Consider the following 24,677-nt stretch of genomic DNA (forward strand, 5'->3'; position numbering starts at 1 on the left):
ATTATGAATAAAACTAAATTTATGTTTAAAAAAAAGTCAGTCTTTTTATTATGTGTAGGTATGTTGGCGCTATCGGCAACCGATGTTATGGCACAAAATAATTCGACAAAAATCAATAAAGCACAAAAGTTTGTTCACAAAGGTGCTGGCAATCCTTATTTGCCTCTTTGGGAGCATTTACCCGATGGCGAAACCTCGCGTCTTTGAAGACCCTGATCATCCAGGGAAATACCGTGCATACATTATTGGATCGCATGACCTAAGGTTCGATAGTTATTGTGGGCCTGATATTCGGATGTGGTCTGCACCAGTGGACGATTTATCTAGCTGGAGAGATGATGGACCTATATTTACTTACGAAACTGGTGGGCAATGGGATGTCATGTATGCACCAGACTTAGTGGAGGTAAAAAGAAAAGATGGTCGTAAAGAATACTATTTATATCCGCATAGCAGGGGAGAGAATCGTGAAGCGATGGTGGTAAAAGGTGACCGTCCTGATGGTCCATTTAAACCCATCAATTTGACCGAAGATGGCACACGTACTTTACCTGGAAGTGTTATTGGTTTTGATCCTGCTGTATTTGTAGAAAATATTACAGACCCTACAGATCCTGATTTTGAAATTGGTTTTAGAGCATATGTTTACTGGGGTTTTCAACGATCTTTAGCTGCCCAATTGGATCAGAATACGATGTATACAGTTAGACCGGGTACAAAAATCATCGATCGTTTTATTCCAGCAAGTGCAAGCTATGGTGTGTTACGGGATCCGAAGGGTACGGAATATGCGCATGTTTTACCTGGAGAAGATTTGGGATCTTTTAACTTCTTTGAAGCCTCTTCTATCCGGAAAGTTGGCAATAAATACATATCGGTATATAGTGGTTATTCGGGCCCCGAATACGGTGTCGGTAGTTCGAACTCTACATTGCGCTATCTGATTGGTGATTCACCATTGGGACCATGGAAAAGTGGGGGTGTACTGGTCGATTCGCGTGGACCGGTCCTTAATCAGGATGGTACGGCTATCGAGACGAGTAATGCGGGGCATAATACGCATGGAAGTATCGAGGAAATTAATGGACAATGGTATGTTTTTTACCATAGACCGCCAAGAGGATTTGGATTTGCGCGTCAGGCAGTAGTTGCACCAGTTATTATTGATTGGGATGAGAAATCAGTGGCACAAGGTGGATCGGTACGCATTAGGGCTTATGATCCATATGCAGTAAATAAAATGGTGACGGTTAAGGATAGTCAGGATAAAGAATATAAGGGTGCAGAAGTAACATCTGAGGGTTTCCATATTTTTGGACTCGATCCTTATCAATACTATTCGGCCGGATATACGGCATACCTCTCTGATATCAGTACCATGCAAGATTCTTGGGATATATGGGATAATCATATGCCTGTTACGAATCTAAAAAACGGAAGTATTGTCGGTTTTAAATATTTTGGTTTTGGGGGTCTTAAAAGTGATCAATTTGGACTGAAAGCTTTTCAAGGAACAAAACAAGGAAACAATACGATGTTTAACCTGTTTATAACTCCGAAATCTAAAAAGTCCTTTAAAGTTAATGTTTGGTTGGATGGTCCTTATGACAATGACACATGGAATGGTCAGAAAATAGGGGAAATCATTGTACCGGCCAACGCTACGGATGAAACGACAGCATTTAAAATCGATGTATCCAAATATATTGATCATCTCGATAAAAAGCATGCGATATACCTGGTTGCAGAAGGGGGTGATCATGAAATCCTGTTTGATTTTATTGGATTGGGATTTAGTTCAAAGCATACTAAAATTGAGCGTCCGATAGTTCCTCAAGTACGTATTGCTGTTAACGGTAAAGCGCTGGAAATACCGGCTGTACCTGTCCGGTCGACCAATGCAAATGGCATTGTTGACTATGATCAATACGAAATTAAAAACAAAATTGCATCGCAACAATCAACAGCACCAGTCGTGACGGCATCTTCGGATAATCCTGCTGTTCAAGTGACGATTAAACAGGCAGAATCAACTTCGGGAACGAGTCGAGTAACATTTAACTACAAGGGTGTATCCAAGATTTATAATGTTATATTTACTGCTGAATAAGTCTATAGATAAACCTAAAAAAATAGATAAGTATTATGAAAATTCATTTAACAGGTATGCGCAGATCATCGTATTGGGTTTTAGTTTTGTTTTTATTTATAAAACCAATTTATGGACAACAAATGGATCATAAAGCAAAAAATCCGATTATTTTTGCTGATGTTCCGGACCTTTCTATGCTACGGGTAGGTGATACCTACTACATGAGCAGTACGACCATGCACATGAACCCTGGCTTACCACTGATGAAATCGAAAGACTTGGTTAATTGGGAAATGATTGGTTATGGGCATAATACCTTGGCTGATATGGATGAACTGAATCTAGATCAGAACCAAAATACTTATGGCCGGGGATCATGGGCCAGTAGTTTGCGCTATCATCAAGGAACCTACTATGTCAGCACATTTGCACAGACAACGGGTAAGACTTATATTTATTCGACTCAGGATATCGAAAAAGGACCCTGGGATCGAAAGGAGTTTAAGCCTGCTTTGCATGATCATAGCTTATTTTTTGAAGGAGATAAAATCTATATGATCTGGGGTGGGGGTAAGATTAATATTGTTGAATTGTTACCCGATCTATCAGGAATAAAACCAGAGACGCAACGTGTCTTAATTGAAAACGCAACTTTACCGACAACACCTGAAGGTGCTAAAGGGGGGCTTCAAGCTGAAGGCTCGCAATTATTTAAAGTAAATGAAAAATATTATCTGTTTAACATTTCCTGGCCTCCAGGTGGAATGCGGTCCGTGATTGTTCACCGTGCCGATAAAATAGACGGTCCATACGAGGGGCGTGTGGTTTTACAAGATAAAGGTGTAGCACAGGGGGGATTGATAGATATGCCAAATGGTGCATGGTATGCCTATCTCTTTCAGGATTATGGTGCTGTTGGACGTATCCCATATCTTGTTCCTGTTACGTGGAAAGAGGATTGGCCTGTGCTAGGTGTTGATGGAAAAGTTCCTGAAATATTAGATTTACCAGCGAGTAAAGGATTGATCCCTTATATTGTTAATTCTGATGATTTTGACCGTAAAGCGGGAGAGCCAGCTTTACCGCTGATTTGGCAATGGAACCATAACCCTGTTGCGGCATTATGGTCTGTAAGCGAAAATAAAGGCAACTTGAGGTTGAAGACAGGACGTATAGATCAACATTTCCTACAGGCAAGAAACACCTTGACACAACGCACTTTTGGCCCAACCTGTGAGGGGGAGACTGCAATCGATATTTCAGCTATGAAGGATGGCGATTTTGCAGGTTTATCTTTACTGCAGCAAAACTATGGTTTGCTCGGGGTGCGCATGGAAGGGGGGCAACATGTTTTAGTGAACAGCAATGTTAAGACAGGAATCGAAGAAGAACTAGCACATATCCCACTGCATCAACAAAAAGTTTATTTAAAAGTGAAATGTGATTTTACCAACAAAAGAGATATTGCCACTTTTTTTTATAGCCTGAATGGTAAAAACTGGGAATCCATAGGAACGGAATTTAAAATGACGTATACCATACCGCATTTTATGGGGTATCGATTTGGATTATTTAATTATGCTACTAAAACTGTAGGTGGATTTGTTGATTTTGATTATTTCCACATCCGGCCCTAATTTTTTAATTGTCTTAGGGTCTTTACTGCTTAAGAGCTGTAAGTCCTAGCTTTATAAAACACATGATCCATCAGACCCCTACGTTATAATGACGTAGGGGTCTGATTTTTTAGTGGACATCTTTTCAAGAGGAATCGATGAAATCTACACCATTTAAATCTTTTGTAAACAGGCGTTGTTTTAACAAAGAAACTCGCTTGCCAGCTTTTTTCGGCTATAATTTAAACATTTTTATCTGTTAATAACACATATGTATCATGTGCTAAATCGTCATACTTGTAATTTTACAATTGTCATAATGAACTTGTGACACTTAACACATCGATAATCATAAACATTATTGGTGAACCTAAAAAAATATCAGGTATGCTACAGCAGTAGCATGAAAACCAATTATTTACAAGACAAAAATGAAGACTGAAACGCAAACAATAGGCGAACAGAAAGGTTTCTATAAACTTTCGTCGTTGCAACGAATAGGATTTGGATCTGGTGATCTGGCGCAAAACCTCATTTACCAGACAGTATCCATGTATTTGCTTATTTTTTATACGAATGTATTTGGGATATCTGCAACGGCAGCTGGAATTATGTTTCTGGTGGTTCGTGTTATAGACGTGATATGGGATCCGATTGTGGGCGCATTTGTTGATAAAAAGAATCCTAAAATGGGGAAATACCGGTCTTATTTAATTTTAGGAGGTATTCCATTAACTGCATTTGCCATACTCTGTTTTTGGAATGGATTTTCAGGATCATTGCTCTATGCATATATTACCTATGTTGGATTATCAATGATCTATACCCTGATCAATGTGCCGTATGGAGCATTAAACGCATCGCTGACGCGCGATACGGATGAAGTTACAAAACTGACGTCGACCCGGATGTTTATGGCCAATATGGGTGGTCTGGCAGTAGGATATGGGGTGCCCATACTGGTGCAATATCTTTCCCCAAATGGAAAGATCAATTCCCCCGAATCTGCTCAAGCCTGGTTTATTACTATGACGCTATATGCTATCGCTGGGTTATGTTTATTGGTTTTTTGTTATACACAAACCAAGGAACGTGTTGTCATGGATGTGAAAGAAACCGAAAATGTAAAAGTTTCTGATCTGTGGACAGCATTTAAACATAATGGACCTTTGCGCATATTGGCTTTCTTCTTTATCACTGCATTTGCCATGATGGCAATCGGTAATGCTGCGGGTTCATATTATATGATCTACAATATCCAGGCGCCAGAAATGCTTCCTTATTTTATGGCATTGGGATCTATTCCAGCCTTTATTTTTATGCCGTTGGTGCCTGCCATAAAGCGTGCGATAGGTAAAAAGCAACTGTTTTATGTTTTCTTAACAATCGCCATATTAGGAATGATCATGCTCTATGTTGTTTCTGTAATACCAGCTTTAAGGAGCCAGGTTTGGTTGGTGCTAGTGGCGCAATTTATTAAATCGACTGGCGTCATAGTGGCTACAGGATATATGTGGGCATTGGTACCGGAAGTGATTTCCTATGGCGAGCATGCTACAGGAAAACGAATTTCAGGTATCGTGAATGCTTTAACTGGTATTTTTTATAAAGCAGGTATGGCCTTAGGCGGCGTTGTACCTGGTCTAGTACTCGCGTACGTAGGTTTTGACAAGGACAATACCATTACGCAATCGGCTTTTGCCGAACAGGGTATCCTTTGGTTAGTCGTTGTTATACCTGCTATTTTATTACTAGTAGCCATGTTCATTATTTCAAAATACGAATTGGATGATGCGGTTATCGATAAGATAAATCATGAAATAGAATCAAGACACAAGAATTAAATCGTTAAAAATGAATAAAGCAAAGATCGTTTTTTTGGCTGGCATCGCTACACTGGGCTTGGCATGCACCTCGACTAAATCACAACAGGTAACGGGTGATCGTACCTCTGAAAACCAAGTCATATTAAAGCATGCTTTCAAGGATAAATTTTATATCGGTACAGCCTTGAATCTGGATCAAATATGGGAGCGTAATGCCGCTGCTGTTTCGGTGGTTAAGAATCAATTTAATTCCATCGTGGCCGAAAACTGTATGAAAAGTATGTACCTACAACCCAGGGAAGGGGAGTTTAATTTTAAAGATGCAGATCGTTTTGTTGCGTTTGGAGAACAGCATGGCATGCATATTATCGGCCATACTTTAATGTGGCATTCTCAGACGCCAACTTGGTTCTTTGTCGATCAAAAAGGAAAGGATGTCTCGCGCGAAGTTTTGATTGAAAGGATGCGCAAGCATATCCATGCCGTTGTTGGACGCTATAAAGGACGTATTCATGGTTGGGATGTGGTCAATGAGGCTGTGCTGGATAATGGTGAACTGCGGAAAAGTAAGTTTTACGATATCATCGGTAAAGATTTTATTAAGCTTGCTTTTCAATTTGCGCAAGAGGCAGACCCCAGTGCCGAATTCTATTACAATGATTATTCAACAGCTATTCCTACCAAAAGAAATGGGATCATGAAGCTGGTCAAAGAGGTTCTTGATTCGGGTGTCCGTGTTGATGCTATTGGGATGCAAGAACACAATGGCTTAGATAATCCTGCGCTAAATGAAGTGGAAAAGACAATTGTTGACTTTGCTAGTTTAGGTACAAAAGTAATGGTGACGGAAATGGATATTTCTGTATTGCCTCATGTAAATCCCAATATGGGAGCAGAAATCAGTGAAACGTATCGCTATAAAAAAGAGCTTAACCCGTATGAAGAGGGTTTGCCGGCAACTATAGCGACAGCCTTAGCAAGCCGCTACAAGGATTTTTTTAAGTTATATCTAAAACATCACGATAAAATAACGCGCGTGACCGTGTGGGGGGTAGGTGATGGTGATTCCTGGAAGAATGGATGGCCAGTTCCCGGACGAACAGACTATCCTTTGTTATTTGATCGGGAGTATAAGCCTAAAGCTTTTCTCAAAGATTTAGTTGAATTGGCAAAATAAAAATAAACAAACAATTTTATGAATAAAGGACGATATTTAGTACCAAATGATTTTATGGCTGATCCGTCAGCGCATGTTTTTGAGGATAGAATTTATATTTATCCATCACATGATTGGGAAAGTGGTACTTTGGAAAATGATTATGGTGATCATTTTGACATGAAAGATTACCATGTTTTCTCTATGGATGATATGGACGCTGAGGTGGTGGATCATGGCAAAGTATTGGACGTAGCAGACATTCCGTGGGGTGGAAGACAGCTCTGGGATTCCGATGTGGCGACAAAAAATGGTAAATACTATCTTTATTTTTCATTAAAGGATGCTACTGATGTGTTTAGATTAGGTGTAGCCGTCAGTGATACACCTTATGGCCCTTTTGTTCCAGAAGATAATCCGATCAAAGGAAGCTATAGTATTGATCCCTGTGCTTTCCAAGATGATGATGGAAGCCATTATCTTTACTTTGGAGGTATATGGGGCGGACAGCTTCAATATTATCGAAATAATAAGTTGACTTATCCCATGGATCTACCGCATTGGCATGATGTAGCACTATGTCCAAAAGTTGTCAAATTAGCGGACAATATGTTGCAATTTGAAGAAGAACCAAAAGATCTTGTTATTCTAGATCAAGAGGGTAATCCACTCAAGCAAGGGGATTTAGATCGTCGTTTCTTTGAGGCTTCATGGATGCATAAATATGGCGACAAGTACTATTTCTCCTATTCGACAGGCGATACGCATCTACTGTGCTACGCAATAGGGGATAATCCTTATGGTCCTTTTACGTATCAAGGTGTGATTCTGACTCCTGTTGTAGGTTGGACGACACATCACAGCATACTGCAATTTAAAGGGAAATGGTATTTGTTTTATCATGACTGTGTGCCTTCGGGTGGGAAAACATGGCTGAGAAGTATGAAAGTAGTTGAGCTCGAATATGATGAACATGGACTAATCAAGACCCTTAATGGTCAATAATGTTGAGATTGTGGGGTTCATTTAGCATTTCCCATTATAAACCTGATAATTAATCTAATGATGAAAATAAGTTTAATACTCTTGCTCTTTATTTTTCCTTTTTCTTGTCTTCAGGCTGAGGATGGAAGTAAGCTTTGGCTTAGGTATGTTCCTATTTCAAAAGAAATTGCTAAAAATAGGTCCATAACGACTGCTGCTAAAGATCCAATTGCAGTACGCGCACAACAAGAATTAGCTGATTTTTGGAGGGGACAGTCTATTGATTTAAAACTAGACAAAAAGTTGACGTATTTAAAAGATGGATTTAAAATAACAGGCCATTCAGGTCGGATAAAAGTAATCGCAAATGAACCTGTAGGTTTGTTATATGCGGCTTACCATCTTTTACAGCTACAGGAAACTAATCAACAAGTTTCAAGTTTGAATGTGGAAGAAATCCCATCGTTTGATATCCGTATGCTCAATCATTGGGACAATCTAGATCGCACTATTGAACGTGGTTATGCCGGATATTCCTTGTGGCAGTGGGATGATTTGCCTGAACAGTTATCCCCCCGATATGAAGCGTATGCACGGGCAAATGCCTCCATTGGTATTAATGCCACTGTAGTTAATAACGTGAACGCTTCACCTCAGATTTTGAGCACTGCATACCTTACTAAATTGCAGGGTTTAGCAACTGTTTTCAGACGCTATGGTATCAAAATTTATTTGTCCGTCAATTTTTCATCACCGAAGGTATTGGGTGGTACTTCAGATTCAGATCCTCTTAATCCGGAGGTCATCTTATGGTGGAAGAATAAAGCCAAAGAGATTTACACCTTAATTCCTGACTTTGGAGGATTTTTGGTGAAAGCCAATTCGGAAGGCCAGCCTGGTCCTCAGGATTATGGAAGAACGCATGCCGAGGGGGCAAATATGCTTGCAGATATTTTAAAACCATATCAGGGTCTTGTGATGTGGCGAGCGTTTGTTTACAATCCCACGACCGAGGATCGTGCCAAGCAGGCATATCAAGAATTTGTGCCGCTCGATGGTGCATTTAGAGATAATGTGATCATTCAGATTAAAAATGGACCGATAGATTTTCAGCCTCGGGAACCTTTTAATCCGCTCTTTGGTGCGCTCAAAAAAAGTCATGAAATGGTTGAATTTCAGATCACGCAAGAGTATCTGGGGTTTTCGAATCATTTGGTATATTTAGCGCCTTTATTTAAAGAGACATTAGATTGTGATACCTATTCGGATGGAGCGGAAAGTACTGTAGCCAGATTAACTGATGGAACCTTACGGCCTGCGCGAAAGACGGCAATTGCAGCGGTAGCGAATATTGGCGATGATACCAATTGGACAGGTCACCACTTTGCACAGGCAAATTGGTATGCCTATGGAAGACTGGCGTGGAATCATCAGCTTTCGTCTGAACAAATCGCTGAAGAATGGATTGCGATGACATTTTCGAAAGATAAAGCCTTTATCGATGCCGTAAAAGAAATCATGATGACTTCGCGAGAAGCTATTGTTAATTATATGATGCCATTGGGGCTGCATCATATTTTTGCTTTCGACCATCATTATGGACCGGAAACCATGGGGCGATCAAAAGGGTGGCCGTCCAGATTGGATGCCCTGGTATTATCATCAAGCGGACACCATAGGCTTGGGGTTTGATCGGACACCAAGCGGTAGTAACGCAATCTCACAGTATAGTACTGCCGTAGCAAAAAATTATGGAGATATCCAGTTATGCCCAGACGAATTTTTACTTTGGTTTCATCATGTGCCGTGGAATTATACCATGAAAAGTGGACGTTCCTTGTGGGATGAATTATGCTATAAGTATGATTTTGGAGTAGAACAGGTACGTGAAATGCAAAAAGCATGGGATAGATTGGAAGACAAAGTCGATCATCAACGTTTTGCTGAAATACAATCGAAACTGAAGATTCAGTCTAAAGATGCGGTATGGTGGAAAGATGCCTGTCTCCTTTACTTTCAAACATTTTCCAGAAGGCCAATTCCTTATGATATTGAAAGGCCGATACATGAATTGGAAGATCTGAAGAAGATCAAGCTAGATATGAAACATCATAATTGAAGTATTGGAAGGAAACCTGTTTCCATTTATGAATAAAAAATATAGGGACATTAATAACAAAGTTAAGATGCAAATCATGCAGAAGATAAAAAATAATAAAACAGGATTACTGTGCTGCCTACTTGCTTTCACTTTACTGTCATCCTGTCAAGCTATGCGGGCAGATGAAAGAAAGGGCAATGTAGAAAAAGTAGCGGGACAACCGTTGTATAGTAACTTTAAATACACAGGTAACGATAAGTTTTATAGTGATAATCCAATTGTACCAGGGAAATTTTACAGCACCATTTTACAGGGCTGTTATCCTGATCCCAGTATCACAAGAAAGGGAGATGATTATTATTTAGTAGCTTCGTCATTCGTCATGTTTCCTGGAGTACCTATTTTTCACTCAAACGATATGGTCAACTGGAAGCAGATAGGCCATGTACTAAACCGTGAGTCTCAATTACAAGTAGGCACAGCAGGTATCAGTGAAGGGGTATATGCTCCAGATATTATGTATAATCCGAATAACGATACATTTTATATGATCACGACGCAGTTTGCATCGGGTATTGGTAATATGGTCGTTAAAACAAAAGATCCTAAAGCAAACAATTGGTCTGATCCCATTAAATTACAATTTGAAGGAATTGACCCCGCATTATTTTTTGATGATAATGGGAAAGCATACGTAGTGCATAACGATGCTCCTGATAAAGGAAAAGAATTGTATACTGGTCATCGGGTTATAAAGATTTGGGAGTATGATGTCGATCTGGACCAGGTGGTCCCTGGTACGAGTAAAATAATCGTTGATGGTGGAGTAGACCTTTCAAAGCAACCCATTTGGATTGAAGCACCGCATATTTACAAGAAAAATGGCACGTATTATTTGATGTGTGCTGAAGGAGGTACTGGAGGAAATCATAGTGAGGTTATTTTTTCCAGCAAACATCCGATGGGGCCTTATATTCCGGCAAAAAATAATCCGATTCTTTCACAGCGTCATCTAGCCGGCGATAGACCAAATAAAGTGGATTGGGCTGGTCATGCTGATTTAATTCAAACTGGTAACGGAGAGTGGTACGGCGTGTTTTTAGCGGTTAGACCTAATGAAAAGAATCGTGTCAATACTGGTCGGGAAACATTTGTTTTACCTGTAGACTGGTCTGGTGAATGGCCGGTTTTTGAAGGGGGAATGGAGCCACTTAAAGCTTTGGTGCGTACACCAAAACAGATTGAAAGTAGTAAGGATAAATCAAGTTTTTTTCCAAATGGAAATTTCACCTACAGCGATAAACTAAATGGAAAATCACTGGAGGAGCGTTGGATTGCATTGCGAGGACCTCGTGAAAAGTTCTTAGTAAAGGAAAGTAATGGATTGGCAATCAAACCCTTTGATGTTCATATTAATGAGAAAAAGCCAATTTCTGCACTATTCTATAGGCAGCAACACATCTCATTTGTGGCAGAGGTAGAAATGGAATATACGCCAAGTTCTGAAAAGGATTTTGCCGGTATTACCTGTTTTCAAAGTGAAAAATTCAATTATGTATTTGGCGTAACAAAATCCAATAATGAATATTACATCCAATTAGAGCGTAGTGAAAATGGTGTTACAAAAGTACTTGCGCAACAGAAACTCAATGGATCGGGTAAAATGAAACTACGTGTTAGTGCTGAAGGTGATGCTTATACATTTTCGTATGCGTTATATGGTAGTTCTTATCAGAATTTGGGAGGAACTGTGTCTGGAGATATTCTTTCAACAGATGTTGCTGGTGGATTTACAGGAGCAATGATTGGTCTTTATGCTACATCATCAAATGACATTAATATCAATTAGTTTAGTTTAGTTTTACTGCTCGAACGGCAGCTCCAACTCCCTGGAGCTCCGTTTATTTTTAAATCTTAAATATGATGATCAATAAAAAAAATAAAGGGGCGATATTACTGTTAGCACTGGCTTTGAGCAGCAGCGTGGTGGCTCAAGAAAAATTATACCATCACACATTCGACCTGGGGGATGTTAAGTTATTGGAAAGCCCTTTTCTACATGCGCAAAACTTGAATGTAGAAACATTGTTGGAATATGATGTCGACCGTCTTTTGGCCCCCTTTCTAAAAGAAGCTGGAATCGAACCTAAAGCGCCTAGTTTTACGAATTGGATAGATTTAGATGGTCATGTCGGTGGACATTATCTTTCCGCATTGGCGATACATTATGCGTCGACTGGGGATGTGCGCTGCAAAGAGCGTATGGAATATATGTTGGCAGAACTGAAACGTTGCCAGGATAAGAACGGTGACGGCTATCTGGGTGGTGTACCTAATGGTGAAAATCTTTGGAAAGAAGTTAAAAAAGGAAACGTAGGCGAGGTTTGGAAATATTGGGTACCATGGTATAACCTCCATAAAACCTATGCAGGCTTACGTGATGCATGGCTTTACGGGAATAATGAAGAAGCCAAAGATATGTTTATTAAGTTGAGTAATTGGGGTGCAAATCTCGTAGCTGCATTAAGCGATGAAGAAATGGAGTCCATGTTGGGCAATGAGTTTGGTGGAATGAATGAAGTGTATGCAGATGCTTATCAAATAACGGGTGATGAACGCTATCTTACTACAGCGAAGCGTTTTTCACATAAACAGATTTTCGATTCTGTATCAAAACGGGTGGATAATCTGGACAATATGCATGCGAATACTCAGGTACCTAAAGCAGTGGGTTATCAGCGTGTAGCCGAACTGACGAAAGAGGAGGATTATACCGTTGCTGCTGATTTCTTTTGGGATATTGTGTCTCAGAACCGTTCTCTTTCCCTAGGTGGGAACAGCCGTAGAGAACATTTTCCATCGCAACAGGATTTCTTGAGTTATATGGAAGAGCGGGAAGGTCCCGAATCCTGCAATACCAATAATATGCTTAAGCTAGCAGGAGGCTTGTTCCGTATGAATCCAGATGTGAAATATATGGACTTTTATGAAAAAGCACTGTACAACCATATTTTATCAACCCAGCATCCAGAACATGGCGGCTATGTTTATTTTACATCGGCGCGTCCGGCCCACTATCGTGTTTATTCGCAAGTAAACAGTGCGATGTGGTGCTGTGTAGGTACGGGAATGGAAAACCACGGAAAATACGGGGAGATGATTTACACCCACGATGAGGAGGCACTATACATCAATCTTTTTGTCGCCTCAAAATTGGATTGGGAAGAAAAAGGTATAAAACTAACGCAGCACACTGATTTTCCGGCGTCTGGTAAAAGCACCTTGACAATCGACGAAATCAAATCGACCACCGCCAAAGTACTCGTTCGTTATCCGACTTGGATTTCTGCTGGGAAAATGAAGGTAATCGTAGGAGGGAAAGACTATGCTGCATCCTCTCAACCGGGTTCTTATATAGTGATTGATAGAAAGTGGCAGAAAGGTGATAAGATAGAAGTTGATATGGCCATGGAATTTCGTGTCGAGGAGTTAAAGCATCAACCAGAATATATCTCCATTTTCAGAGGTCCTATTTTAATGGGTAGTAAAATAGATAAAGGTGACTTGTCAGGGTTGGTGGCTGACGATCATCGTTGGGGGCATATTGCACACGGTTTCTTTGGTGTCTTTATTTGATACACCCGCTCTCATTGGTGAACGTACTGAACTAATCAAAAGCCTAAATCAAACGAGACCTCTAGCAAACGAACCGCTGCATTTTGAGGTGCCGGAAGCCTTTGCCGACAAACGCTTTGGTCAGTTTACCTTGCAACCTTTTTATGAAATCCACGATAGCCGTTATATGATGTATTGGCTGGCCATGACAGCGGAAGAATTTAAAAAATTGCAAGTGGAGAAAAAGGAGGAGGAGCGGTTAAAGTTAGCATTGGATAATCGTACCGTTGATGCGGTGAAGTTGGGCGAACAACAACCTGAAGTGGATCATCGATTTAAAGAAGAAAAATCATCTCGAGGAGTTCACGATGGCCAATCATGGCGAGATGCCGATAATGGTGGTTACTTTTCTTTTGAATTGCAAACAGCGCAAAAAGAAAATCTTTCGTTGCTGGTTACTTATTGGGGATACGAGTCGGGAAATCGTAATTTCGATATTCTTGTTGATGGACAACTTCTAGCTACAGAAAAGCTAGGAACGAAATGGAATAAAAGTAAGTTCTTTGATGTCAACTATAATATCCCGATTGGATTACTGCAGAATAGGGATACGATAACGATTAAATTTGTTCCGCATCAAGGGAATCGGGCAGGTCGTGCGTTTCGGGTGCGGTTGGTGGAGGATTGATTAATTTGTAACGAGTAGTTGATTAAAACAAAAGCAAGCCACTTTCATGTCTTGCTTTTGTTTTTTTATAATACATTTGTTTTCCATTATACGAAAGAATACTAATTACATTATGTCTTTTTAAATATTACATTATTTTCCGAATGTTCAATAAGGAGCGATTCCATTTATTTTTCTTCACACCTGGCTTCATAAACCTATTGTACGGTTGTGTAGCCTCCTCCGTTGCGTCTGCTAAGTATTAGTTCAGCATAGCGTCTGCCTAAAGTCCGGTACCCTTTGGCACTGAAATGAAGACCATCTGCCACACCTTCACAGTCTTTTGAAGAAACAATATGGGCATTCGGAATTGTTTGAGGTAAAGTTCCAATGATGGTATTCATACTTGCACATTTTCCTCCCTGATCTGCGGCCAATAATTCACCAGCTAGGAGTGGAGTTTCTTCGCTTCTTAAGTTTAAATCTTTTAATAGGTTATCGTATACCCGATTTACTTTGTTCGGCCAATCCTGATCTCCTGTATTTGATTCTCCCTGATGGAGTAAAAGTCCTTTAATAACTCCTGTTTGCTGTGCAATTTTAGCCATATCAACCAATCTGGTGTAAGGGTCATTATCGTATGCAGCTAGCATACCTTTCATCCAGTTAGGTGCCTTTTCTACATAATTTGTAACGCTATCTTTATCAAAAAGCTGAATATGGCACCCGCCAATGGATACATTGATGATGCCAATACGTATGCTATCGGGTAGATTTTCAGTTAGTGTTTTTCCAAAATAGTCGGCAGGTGACAGGCCTGTATTACAGCGGGTGATGGGAGGTTTAGCCACATACCATTCTCCTTTTTTGCGACTGAGCTCTGGGCAGTCTACTGCTTGAAGTGAATAAAAACGATTGTTGCTTAGCGTATCCTGATCTTCAAATTTGCTATGGCCCTCCATATTGGACTGACCGAAGCAGAGGTAGATATGGAAGTTTTTGTCTTGAGCATATCCAGGTGTACAAAAAAGCAATAACAGTAAAAGAAATTGAAATTTTAGTGTGTTCTTTTTCATGGTTTTATATGCAATGATTTTAAAGTAAAGGAGGGGAATTCCCCCTCCTTTTTAATTATTTATCTGTGAATTTGTGGTATAGGGACTTGTACTTGAAAGTATTCAAATTTTTCTTTATCAAACCCGCTCCTTTATGTATCAAAATATTTAATTTAACAATCTTATTTTTGCTTTTCTAATGCCTCGGCGACGGCTTGATAAGCCAGTTTACGAACAAAAGATTCTGTCCAGATTCCAATAGGTTCACCTCTTCTCCAGAAAGAATTTTCACGATCAGGGCTGTCTAATGGACTCCATATCGTGATCCCATATTGTTGTACTTTTGGAATGATTTCAAAGTATTTTTCGATTACAAATTTATACATATCTGCTTGTTGTTCATACATTTCTGAAGTTGCATTCGCTGTTTTAATGTTGTCGCCAAGGCCGATATCAAGCTCAGATACTTTGATCAGTTTACCAGTTGCAGCGAGTAATTTGTACATATTGACAATGTCATCTTTATTGGCCGTGATGTTGATATGCATCTGCGTACCAATACCATCTACCTTGACGCCTTTGCTTTCTACATATTTGACATAGTCAATTAAACCTTTACATTTATCACCACCACCTTCAAGACCATAATCGTTTATAAAAAGGATATCATTAGGATTACCATATTTACGAGCAAGTTGAATGGCTTTGACCGCATAATCTTTTCCGAGATAGTCTTGCCAATAAAATTCGTCCTCTGCTAAGTTGGCTTTACCAATTCCAGTTTTCAATGCGTACTGATCAGGCCAATCGGACATCGGTTCGTTGACCACATCCCAAGCTGTGACATCATCTTTGGTTACAGAAAACATACCTGCAATAAAAGTTTCTAAGGCATCGGTAAGTATGGCTTTTTTCTCTTCAGTTGTTTTCTCAATGACTGTTCCGCCAGGTCCGCCATAGCCTTCACCTTCGGCAGAGTGTGCACGTGTGGAACTATTGCCCCAGCCAAACCATCCGCTTATGCCATTTTCAAAATCTCCATCGACGATGATATCGGCATTACTACCTACTTTTTTCAGCGAGATATTGTCTACGAAAATTGTTCCGGCATATTCTCCAAAATTGATAATAAATCGATTACGGACGGCAGTGGTCGTTAATTTAAGTTCGTATTCTTTATATTCAGTTGTGAGTGCAATAGCTCCAAAACTATCACCTGTATAATTGGATGTGGCTTGGAGATCAATTCCTATACTACCGGCTTTACTACCTTTTGCTGCAATTTTTAAAATGTATTCGGTATTTGTTTCCATACCAACAATGTCATATGCCGTCTGTGCTTCCCAAGCGTTTACAACTGATGGGTTTGTCATCTTCATGGCGTACCCGGATTCGGAAGGGACATTGATACCTCCTGGTACTGGTGCTGAGCCAGAGGGCAGCAGTACTGGAGCAATCAGACTATTTAAGTAAGTCGCATTTTGTCCTGAATGCCAAGTGAGTGTATGGCCGAAGAGCTGCATCTTATTTTCTTGTGCTGCTTTTATCAAACGTTCCAGTTTACTTAAGTTCAGTGTGCCATCAGCTTGTACAATAGAAGCATGTTTCATTTCGTAGCCGATAACCATTTCTTCGAAGTTGCGATTTGCTAAACGGAACATAACCCCTTTATTCAGATAATCGTCCACATTGAGTGCCACCCCCCATTTGAAATTTGGATGCGCATTTTTATCGATGTAGGAGATTAATGGGCTATAGGCATCTATATTTTCTTGGGCAATAAGACTTTCAGGCTTTTCTGCCGCATATTGTAGTATTTCATGTTTGGCACAGGAACAGAATAGGAGACCTGCTAAAAGGCCAAGACCTATCTTTGTATTTAATCTTTTCATATTTTTATGGTTTTACTTGGACAGTAAAAGTTTCCATTTTGACACCTCGGTCACGCATGACTAAGGTGTCTTTTGTACTCACACTCATCTTTTGCATATCGATTTGATAATCTAGATGCAATACATCTCGATCGGTATTTCCCCAACTATTCTTATCACCTTTTTTTACAAAACTTCCTTTTCCTGATGCTGTTACTCCCGTCGTCGCCGAAGTGACTGTACAGTTGTTATTATCATCAAATGATAACAGCAGATTGCAATCTATATTTGTACCGTCTACATCCTTAAATGTTAATGGAAGTGTTGTATTTTTCAAAGACGCTGTCGTTAGGCTTTTTACCTCATCTTTTTCGACATAAGCATTTCTTCTAATTTGTGTTTGACTGAGAGCATTATTTCCATTTTTACCAACAATGATATCGTGGCCACGGCGGAGGTAATTGCCCTGCCAGGTATTGATATATTTAATGGCATAAAAGATGTAATCTTTAGGGGCAGTGTCCCAGTCATCAGCTACTGCTTTTCGGCGCAGGCTTCCTGCTTTAGGAATTCCTGATAAGATAGAGTCTGCATTCATAACATGGTCTAGGCGGATAGGAAGTACGTAATGGGTGGTGATGGCTTTAGGATCTGCAAAGAAATCTGCTGTTAACTGTATTTCTACTCCACCGGTTATGCTACCTTTGGGGATCACTATTTTATTGGATGCTATCGTATAATAATTACTCGGCAAGGGAGTGACAGCTACACCTGTTGAATTAAATATGATGTTGTTAGTCATCGCGTTGTCTACCGCAAAATCAATGGTGATGTCATTTTTATTATCATAGACTCCACCTGTTGTAGCCATTACTTTGACTTTACCATCATTATCTAACGAGGTGTCAAATATGTCTTCACCCATGGTAATCGTACGTATCGGGTACTGATAAGCGAAATATACCGTTTGGTATTGAAAATTTGGAAATTCCCATTCCTGATTTTTACAGGATGTGAATACTAATACTAGTATAACGGAAAATATATGTAATTTTTTCATTTGATTTTTTATTAATGTTTTACCATCCCATGTTTTGCTCAAGGTTACTATATTTTAAGATTTCACTATAAGGAATAGGACCGTATTGCATATAAGGTTCATACACTCGGTTTTCGACATTGAAAATCGTATAACTATTATTTTGAATATTGACACCACGTGCCGCTTCAGTGAGATTTTTATTCCACCTTCTGATATCCCAAAATCGAAAACCTTCAAAACATAATTCCAGTCTTCTTTCATTTCGGATGAGCTGCCGCATCAGTTCTTTATCATTTTTGACCTGATTGAGATAGGGGTCTCCATTGGTTATCCCTACACCGGCACGTATTCGGATTGCTTTGATGATATCGTAAGCCGAAAATGAATGTGTCCCAGTACCAGTAGGACCCCAAGCTTCATTGGCCGCTTCGGCATATGCGAGATATATCTCAGTCATACGCAGGCGCGGCGTGATGTGATATTGTCCCGATGTAGAGGAAGGGTTGAGATTGACGTCCTGACGTAAAAGTTTGCGCAAATAATATCCTGTCCTTGTGGAAGTTTCCACTTTATTTAAACCGTCATTGGTTGGGCTGTTTACGGTTGTATTGATTGCCGTATTATTAACACCAGAAATACCACCATTGACCAAAATATACTGTTTAAGACGGGGGTCACGATTTTCGTAAGGGGCTTGAGCATTGAATCCACTATTTGCGATATCGGTTACGGGGTAGCCATTAGCCATTGGAAAAGCATCTACCAGATTTTGGGTTGGATTTATACGCCCACGACCAAATAAAGTTGGCGGGAATTGATCTGCTTCTAAATTTGACGACACATCACCCCGATCTACACGCCATAGTATTTCAGAAGTATTGCGTCCTTCATTCATGGCATTCACACTATTTTGCTGATAAAATAATGTCCCTTGAGGGTCTATCCCAGTTATACCGCCCTTTTGCTGGATGACAAGGCCTGCGTAGTTAGCCGCATCAGCCCAAGTTGTGCTATTACCACTTGCATAGGCTGGGCTAGCCGCCATAAGTGCTGCTTTAGCTTTGATGGCTTGAGCAATCCTTTCGGTCATTCGTAAACGAAAATGGGTGCCGAAAACGCGATTATAATCATCCATTTTAATACCTAATGTCTGATATTTAGCCGGAACCTGACTGTCCGATGAAATATCCTCATAGTCTAAGGGTAATAAATCCTCAGCATTTTGAATATCGGCATAAACCTGTTTCATGCAGGCTTCAAAAGTGGCTCGTTTGTGATTGAAATCGGAGGATAATACCTCATGTTCTAGTATAATGGGTACCCCCATGAATTCACCACTACTTGTTTTTCCTGCATGAGATTGAAGCAGATGGAACAAGAATAAAGCACGAAGACCATATGCTTCACCTTTCATCCGGTCGTTGAACATCGCAGTGACGGACTCTGTCGAGGCCCACTTTACTTTGTCTGTTAATGCTAAAAAGTTGTTTATGTACTGTATTGCTGATTTGCTATTTCGCCATTGATCAAATGGATTGTTGACCGCAGTCCATTGACCTGTCGCAATTTTTTGATAATCGCTAGCTCTTTCATTCGTTACCGCGTCGTCTGTAGCCACATCGTTAAATGACCAACTGTTTGTGGGAACTCTGGTGTAACCATTTAATAATAATCCTTGTGCATATAAGGGTCTATCGTATGCGGTCTCAATATCTAATATATTTTCGATAGCAGGCTCAAACATATCTTCACAGGAAGTGAGCGATAGGGTAGAGGCAATGCTTATTATGAATATTATTTTTTTCATGTCAATTATTTTTCACTGATAAATTAGAATAAAGCTTTTACACCAAAATTGAAAAATCTCATTTGCGGTGTACCACCTACGGTGAGTTGCATTGTTTCTTTCTCTTTAGCAAACGTCATTAAGTTGAAGCCATTGGTATAGATACCAAGTTCTTTCACGATGCCTTTTCCTAAAAGGCTTGCTGGAAAATCATAGGATATCTGTACTTTGGATAAATCAAATCGATTCGTTTTATACATCCAAAAATCTGAACTACGGAAATTGTTATCACTGATTCCGGTTGTCAGCCGTGGATATGTAGCCGTTTCTTTATTTTCTTCCGTCCAACGATCACGTGCTATAATGGAGTATTTATCTTCGCCATCCATCCAGAAGTAAGTGCTATTTTTCATTGCATAAGCACCATATCTTCCTGTTGCTACAGCAAATAATGTCATATTCTTCCATTTAGCAGTGATATTAAACCCCAATGAAAATGGCGCTCCTGCCCAACCACCTTTACCTAAGTACACCTCATCACGGGTATCAATTGTTCCATCGCTATTTTGATCTTTATATTTAATATCACCGGGCTTGACTTCACCGAAAGTACTTACAGCTGCATCATCTACATCTGCTTGATCTCGGTAAAATCCTTCATTTTGTAGCCCCCAGATTGCATCCAATGGTCTATTGGTACGGTTTTGATATGAATTTTCATACAATTCATCACGTTTTACTGCTTTCGTATCATAATAAAGACCCGTTACCCCTAAAGAAAGAAAACTATTTTTAAAGCTTTTATTGATATTTAAACCAAAATCCACACCCTGACGTTCATCAACATTAAAATTGACAAAAGGCATATCTGAATAGGTGGGCCAGTAAGACATAAAATACATCGGATACAGCGTATTTGGCTGCACCAACATCCCATTCATCTGGTTATAAAAATAAGAGGCATTAAATGTCACCAAGTTATTATACATGCCAGCTTCTACGCCAAAGGTGATTTCTCGGCGCTGCGGGTAGCGCATATCCATATTTTCACCTCTAAAACGATCAAAAGTATGTACCAGTTGACCATCACTCCAGCTGTACCATGCCGCATTGTTATAGGTGTAGTATCCTTTATATAAGTAATAATCCTCTATATCAAGGTCGGTATTGATTATCCCGGCAGAAGCCTTTAATTTTAAGTTATTAAAGACACTATTGTCCTTCATAAATTCTTCTTCACTCACACGCCATGCCATCGATAAAGTTGGTGAAATTGCCTTACGTTTGGCTTCTGGTAATTTTGCAGAATGGGGTAAAGCGGCACTAAAATCAACATAGTATTTATTAGCAAAATGGTATCCGAGTTGTAGACCCAGATTAGCATTGCTTTGTTTGTGATAAGCCTCAGACTGTCCAATCTGAAAGGCATGGGCCAATACAATCGCAGATACATGATGTTGCTCGTTAAATGTACGAGCATAGTTTAATTGTGCTGTAAAACCTAATGTTTGTCTGTAGGCACTTCCACCTATATTTTGTACTCCAGAAATACGGTCGTCGCCATATTTGGTAAGGCTACTGATGAGATCGTTACCATTATAGTTGTTCCAGTTGGCTAGGTATACTGCATAATTATTATTATAAGATTGGTTATACTGATTTTGATAATCGATAGCCATCGCCGTTTTAAATGTTAAACCCTTCAGTACATCGTTTAGATTAAAATCTAACCCCGTGTTAAACTGAAATTGTCTGTTTTGATGTCTATTACTCCCACCTGCATAGATGTTAGCAAATGCATTTGTCTGATCCAATTGACTACCCCCTAATAAATATTTGCCGTCTACTAGAAAGTTACTGTTGTTAACAAAAATCAAGGAATTTTCATCGCTTTCTTCAATCATGCTGATCGGTACGAGCGGAGAGAAGCGGTGTGGCCTACCTATAGCGGCAGCCTCCCAATAATCTGCATTGACACCTTTGGATGTATAGAAGCTCGCTGCTGCGTCTACATTTAAAGAAATAATCTTATTTAATTTAACATTAATATTACCCCGCATATTAAAGCGATTGGAAGTGTTATTGTCGACGGCCTCGCCAAAATTTAATAATGATCCAGCAGACCAAAATCCAAAATTGGTATAATATTGCGTCCTTTCGTTACCACCGGAAACTTCTGCAGTAGCATCATATCGATTGTAACTCTTTTTAATGTAATCGGAGGAGTAATAATCTACATTCGGGTAGCGATAAGGATTCTCTCCTGTGCTATGTTTATAAATATTCTCCTGTGTATATAGATTAGGAAGTCCGTCATTGTGTCTGGCTTCATTATAGAGGGTCATATATTCAGCAGAACCGAGATATTTGGGATAATTGATAGGGGTATTGATCCCTGCATTGGTACGAATGTTTATTTTTTGATTACCAGCCTTTCCTCGTTTAGTCGTGATATAGATGACGCCTTTTGCGGCACGACTTCCATAAAGTGCAATCGCATTAGCATCTTTCAATACCGAAATCTGTTCAATTTCAGTAGGCATGACATTGTCGGCATCCCGAGGAAATCCATCTATTAACAGCAGATAACCTGCAGAACCCCATATATTTCCATTATAGCCAGAAACAAGTGCATCTAGGTTTTCGAGACTATAGGTTGTATAGTTTTTTTCCATTAACTGAGCAAGATTGATTGCTTGGATTTCGCCCATGAGGTTTTGTTTTTTTACTTTACGGAAGGCCACCTGTATCAGTTTCCGTGCTATCCGTTTGCACGGTATCCTTTAATCCGAATCTTGCAGGTGATAGTGGGGCATTGCTTTTATATTGAAATAAGCGAGATGCTGATGCGTCAAGCGTACCCAAACCGACCATACTCAGGCACAATGCTATTTTTAATTTTTTATATTTCATTGTCTCATAATTTTATGAAGTGATCGCTCATTTGAGTTACCATCCAGGATTTTGTGAAAATTCAGGATACATACTAACGTCCGATACTTTTAAGGGAAGCCAATAATGCTTGCTTGTGAATTTTCGTTCTATTAATACTTTTTCTTTCATATTAACCACACGGTTTTGAGTAGGATCAGTTGTATTGAAAGTCCCAGTTCTATCAAATTCAAGTGCAGTTTTTAAGGTGTATGGGCTTTCCGTGAGTAATAACCATCTTCTCAAATCATTGAAACGATGTCCTTCATATGCTAATTCTACTGCTCTTTCACGGCGTAATTCTCCAATAAAAGCATCCGATGAGCCGATGAATTTGGTGTTTACATTTGCGACTCCAGCACGTTTACGAATTATATTGATTGCCTCTACTGCTGTTTTGTTATAATTTGTCGATCTGCCATTGGCTGAATTATTTCCTGCTGATACAGCTTCAGCGTACATCAGGTAGACATCAGCAAGACGCATATAAGGAACATAGATATGCATATTAGAACCATAATCAAAAGCCCTATCATAATCGTTCGTCGTTAAGGGAATAAATTTGCGTAACGTAAAACCTGTACGACTCCCATTCTGAATATTGCGATAAGATCCATTAGTATAGAGTTGTGCGTATCGAAATTCATTCTCTGGTCTATCTTTAGGAGGTATTGTTCCCTTTATGACCTTAACCCCATCAAAGACGAAATCATTGTAGAATCGTGGGTCACGTCCTTTCCACGGATATGCTGGATCATACCCAGATTCTGTATCTGCTTGGGTGATATCTTTAATGGGTAAACCGTTAGCCATTCCATAATAATTGACATAATTTGCTGTCGGTACAAATTTGAGTGCATCGCCTTCGGTGATTAAGCTCGGCATGTACTGCTTACTGGTTCCATAATGGGTGTTGTTACCCGCATTATAAGGCCCTCTAAAGATGGCCTCAGTACTCCCTGGGAGTGCCCAATTTTCACTTATCGTATAGAAATTGAGATGATAGTTTTCAAAATCCACCAATTTATATGGTGTCTGTCCACTTTCGGTGAGCGACAACAATTCTCCAAAAGCTTCGGCTGCTTTTTTGCAGTAATCGGCTTGATAGTTGCGGCTACCGGTTACCGTAAAATTCATCAGTGGACTACCTGCCCACAGGTAATTTTTACCGAGATAACCCAAAGCCATTATTTTATTGATGCGCAACGCATTTTTTCCCAGTGTTCTCTTCCCTGGATTTGTATCATCCCAATTGATGGGTAAAAGATTGGCTGCTTCACGAAAATCTGCTGCCGCCAAATCTGCACATTCATGGTAATTGAGACGGGGAAGTGTTAGTTTCTCATCACTTGGTAGTATCTTATTGATATAAGGCATACCGCCGAAATATTCCATCAATCGATGGTGAAACCAACCTCTAAAGAAAAGCAACTGTCCTTTGATAAGGTCGCGTTCTTCCTGAGTGGCTTCGGTCATTTTATCCATATTTTCAAGACCAATGCTAATTTTTCGAAGACCGAACCAAGCAGCATTCCAGAGGTCTTTATTGATATTGCGGTCGTCTCCTAAGAAGACAGTTGTAAAATCATTTTGTTCCATCCATCCTGCACCCCAGCCATCATGCTGTGCTTGCCAGCCCCAGAAATTACCATTATCGATCTTATGCAGGAAGTGGTAGTCGCCTGCTGTTGAGGTGATTTCGTCCTCACCCCAGTTCCAGGAGTTGGTCCAGTAAAGGTTGCTGAAATTAACAATACAATGGTATAGCTCCTCGGTATACCCTTGGAAATTGTTAAAGTTTTTAAAAGCTTCTTTTTCTGAAATAATAGATTGTTCTTCTTTATCTAGGTATTTTTTACAAGAGCTCATGATTGATGAGGAAGCTATGATACCAAAAGACACTATAATTTTTAAATATTTTTTCATCATCATATC

The 24,677-nt window shown here is 39.7% G+C and carries 18 protein-coding genes; 11 read left to right on the forward strand and 7 right to left on the reverse strand.

Annotated features, from left to right (window positions below; translation table 11 throughout):
- The first annotated feature begins 3 nt into the window (after window positions 1-3).
- The 11 genes from ACFX5U_RS09040 to ACFX5U_RS09090 all read left to right on the forward strand — a co-directional run bounded on the left by ACFX5U_RS09040 (window position 4) and on the right by ACFX5U_RS09090 (window position 14,078).
- A complete protein-coding gene (locus ACFX5U_RS09040; protein ID WP_400263191.1) occupies window positions 4-207 on the forward strand; it encodes a hypothetical protein in 204 nt (67 codons plus the stop codon).
- Complete coding sequence (locus tag ACFX5U_RS09045) at window positions 185-2,110, forward strand: hypothetical protein (RefSeq protein ID WP_400263192.1); 1,926 nt, start codon at window positions 185-187, stop codon at window positions 2,108-2,110. The genes ACFX5U_RS09040 and ACFX5U_RS09045 overlap by 23 nt, the downstream gene beginning before the upstream one ends.
- A gap of 35 nt (window positions 2,111-2,145) precedes the next feature.
- Entirely contained in the window at window positions 2,146-3,729 is a 1,584-nt protein-coding gene (locus ACFX5U_RS09050; RefSeq protein WP_400263193.1) for a glycoside hydrolase 43 family protein, read from the forward strand.
- A 410-nt stretch (window positions 3,730-4,139) separates the two neighbouring features.
- On the forward strand, window positions 4,140-5,552 hold the full coding sequence (locus ACFX5U_RS09055) for an MFS transporter (protein WP_280568524.1): 1,413 nt from the start codon (window positions 4,140-4,142) through the stop codon (window positions 5,550-5,552).
- A gap of 10 nt (window positions 5,553-5,562) precedes the next feature.
- Entirely contained in the window at window positions 5,563-6,711 is a 1,149-nt protein-coding gene (locus ACFX5U_RS09060) for an endo-1,4-beta-xylanase (RefSeq protein WP_400263194.1), read from the forward strand.
- Between the two features lie 18 nt (window positions 6,712-6,729).
- Complete coding sequence (locus ACFX5U_RS09065) at window positions 6,730-7,695, forward strand: glycoside hydrolase family 43 protein (RefSeq protein WP_400263195.1); 966 nt, start codon at window positions 6,730-6,732, stop codon at window positions 7,693-7,695.
- Between the two features lie 57 nt (window positions 7,696-7,752).
- On the forward strand, window positions 7,753-9,366 hold the full coding sequence (locus tag ACFX5U_RS09070; RefSeq protein WP_400263196.1) for an alpha-glucuronidase: 1,614 nt from the start codon (window positions 7,753-7,755) through the stop codon (window positions 9,364-9,366).
- Entirely contained in the window at window positions 9,272-9,793 is a 522-nt protein-coding gene (locus ACFX5U_RS09075; RefSeq protein WP_400263197.1) for a hypothetical protein, read from the forward strand. The genes ACFX5U_RS09070 and ACFX5U_RS09075 overlap by 95 nt, the downstream gene beginning before the upstream one ends.
- A gap of 76 nt (window positions 9,794-9,869) precedes the next feature.
- A complete protein-coding gene (locus ACFX5U_RS09080) occupies window positions 9,870-11,624 on the forward strand; it encodes a glycoside hydrolase family 43 protein (protein WP_400263198.1) in 1,755 nt (584 codons plus the stop codon).
- Between the two features lie 71 nt (window positions 11,625-11,695).
- The gene (locus ACFX5U_RS09085) at window positions 11,696-13,411 is read left to right on the forward strand and encodes a glycoside hydrolase family 127 protein (RefSeq protein ID WP_400263199.1); all 1,716 of its coding nucleotides are present in this window, start codon (window positions 11,696-11,698) and stop codon (window positions 13,409-13,411) included.
- Window positions 13,335-14,078, forward strand: a complete 744-nt coding sequence (locus ACFX5U_RS09090; RefSeq protein WP_400263200.1) for a DUF6805 domain-containing protein — start codon at window positions 13,335-13,337, stop codon at window positions 14,076-14,078. Before ACFX5U_RS09085 ends, ACFX5U_RS09090 begins: the two co-directional genes overlap by 77 nt.
- A gap of 197 nt (window positions 14,079-14,275) precedes the next feature.
- Here the strand turns inward: ACFX5U_RS09090 and ACFX5U_RS09095 are convergent, their stop codons facing one another.
- The 7 genes from ACFX5U_RS09095 to ACFX5U_RS09125 all read right to left on the reverse strand — a co-directional run bounded on the left by ACFX5U_RS09095 (window position 14,276) and on the right by ACFX5U_RS09125 (window position 24,674).
- Window positions 14,276-15,133 carry a sialate O-acetylesterase gene (locus tag ACFX5U_RS09095; protein ID WP_400263201.1) on the reverse strand — a complete coding sequence of 286 codons (858 nt, stop codon included), beginning with the start codon at window positions 15,131-15,133 and terminating at the stop codon, window positions 14,276-14,278.
- Window positions 15,134-15,294: 161 nt separating this feature from the next.
- Window positions 15,295-17,004 (reverse strand): endo-1,4-beta-xylanase, encoded by a 1,710-nt coding sequence (locus ACFX5U_RS09100; protein ID WP_400263202.1) that lies wholly within the window; start codon window positions 17,002-17,004, stop codon window positions 15,295-15,297.
- Window positions 17,005-17,008: 4 nt separating this feature from the next.
- Complete coding sequence (locus ACFX5U_RS09105; RefSeq protein ID WP_400263203.1) at window positions 17,009-18,043, reverse strand: DUF5627 domain-containing protein; 1,035 nt, start codon at window positions 18,041-18,043, stop codon at window positions 17,009-17,011.
- Window positions 18,044-18,062: 19 nt separating this feature from the next.
- Window positions 18,063-19,832, reverse strand: a complete 1,770-nt coding sequence (locus ACFX5U_RS09110; RefSeq protein WP_400263204.1) for a RagB/SusD family nutrient uptake outer membrane protein — start codon at window positions 19,830-19,832, stop codon at window positions 18,063-18,065.
- A gap of 23 nt (window positions 19,833-19,855) precedes the next feature.
- The gene (locus ACFX5U_RS09115) at window positions 19,856-22,522 is read right to left on the reverse strand and encodes a SusC/RagA family TonB-linked outer membrane protein (protein ID WP_400263205.1); all 2,667 of its coding nucleotides are present in this window, start codon (window positions 22,520-22,522) and stop codon (window positions 19,856-19,858) included.
- A 19-nt stretch (window positions 22,523-22,541) separates the two neighbouring features.
- Window positions 22,542-22,724, reverse strand: coding sequence for a hypothetical protein (locus ACFX5U_RS09120; protein ID WP_400263206.1), 183 nt, complete (start codon window positions 22,722-22,724; stop codon window positions 22,542-22,544).
- A 36-nt stretch (window positions 22,725-22,760) separates the two neighbouring features.
- Window positions 22,761-24,674: a RagB/SusD family nutrient uptake outer membrane protein gene (locus tag ACFX5U_RS09125; RefSeq protein WP_400263207.1), complete on the reverse strand. Its 1,914-nt coding sequence runs from the start codon at window positions 24,672-24,674 to the stop codon at window positions 22,761-22,763.
- Window positions 24,675-24,677: the final 3 nt, after the last annotated feature.

Origin of the sequence: Sphingobacterium sp. SG20118 (assembly GCF_044740685.1) — a bacterium.
Classification (GTDB): domain Bacteria; phylum Bacteroidota; class Bacteroidia; order Sphingobacteriales; family Sphingobacteriaceae; genus Sphingobacterium.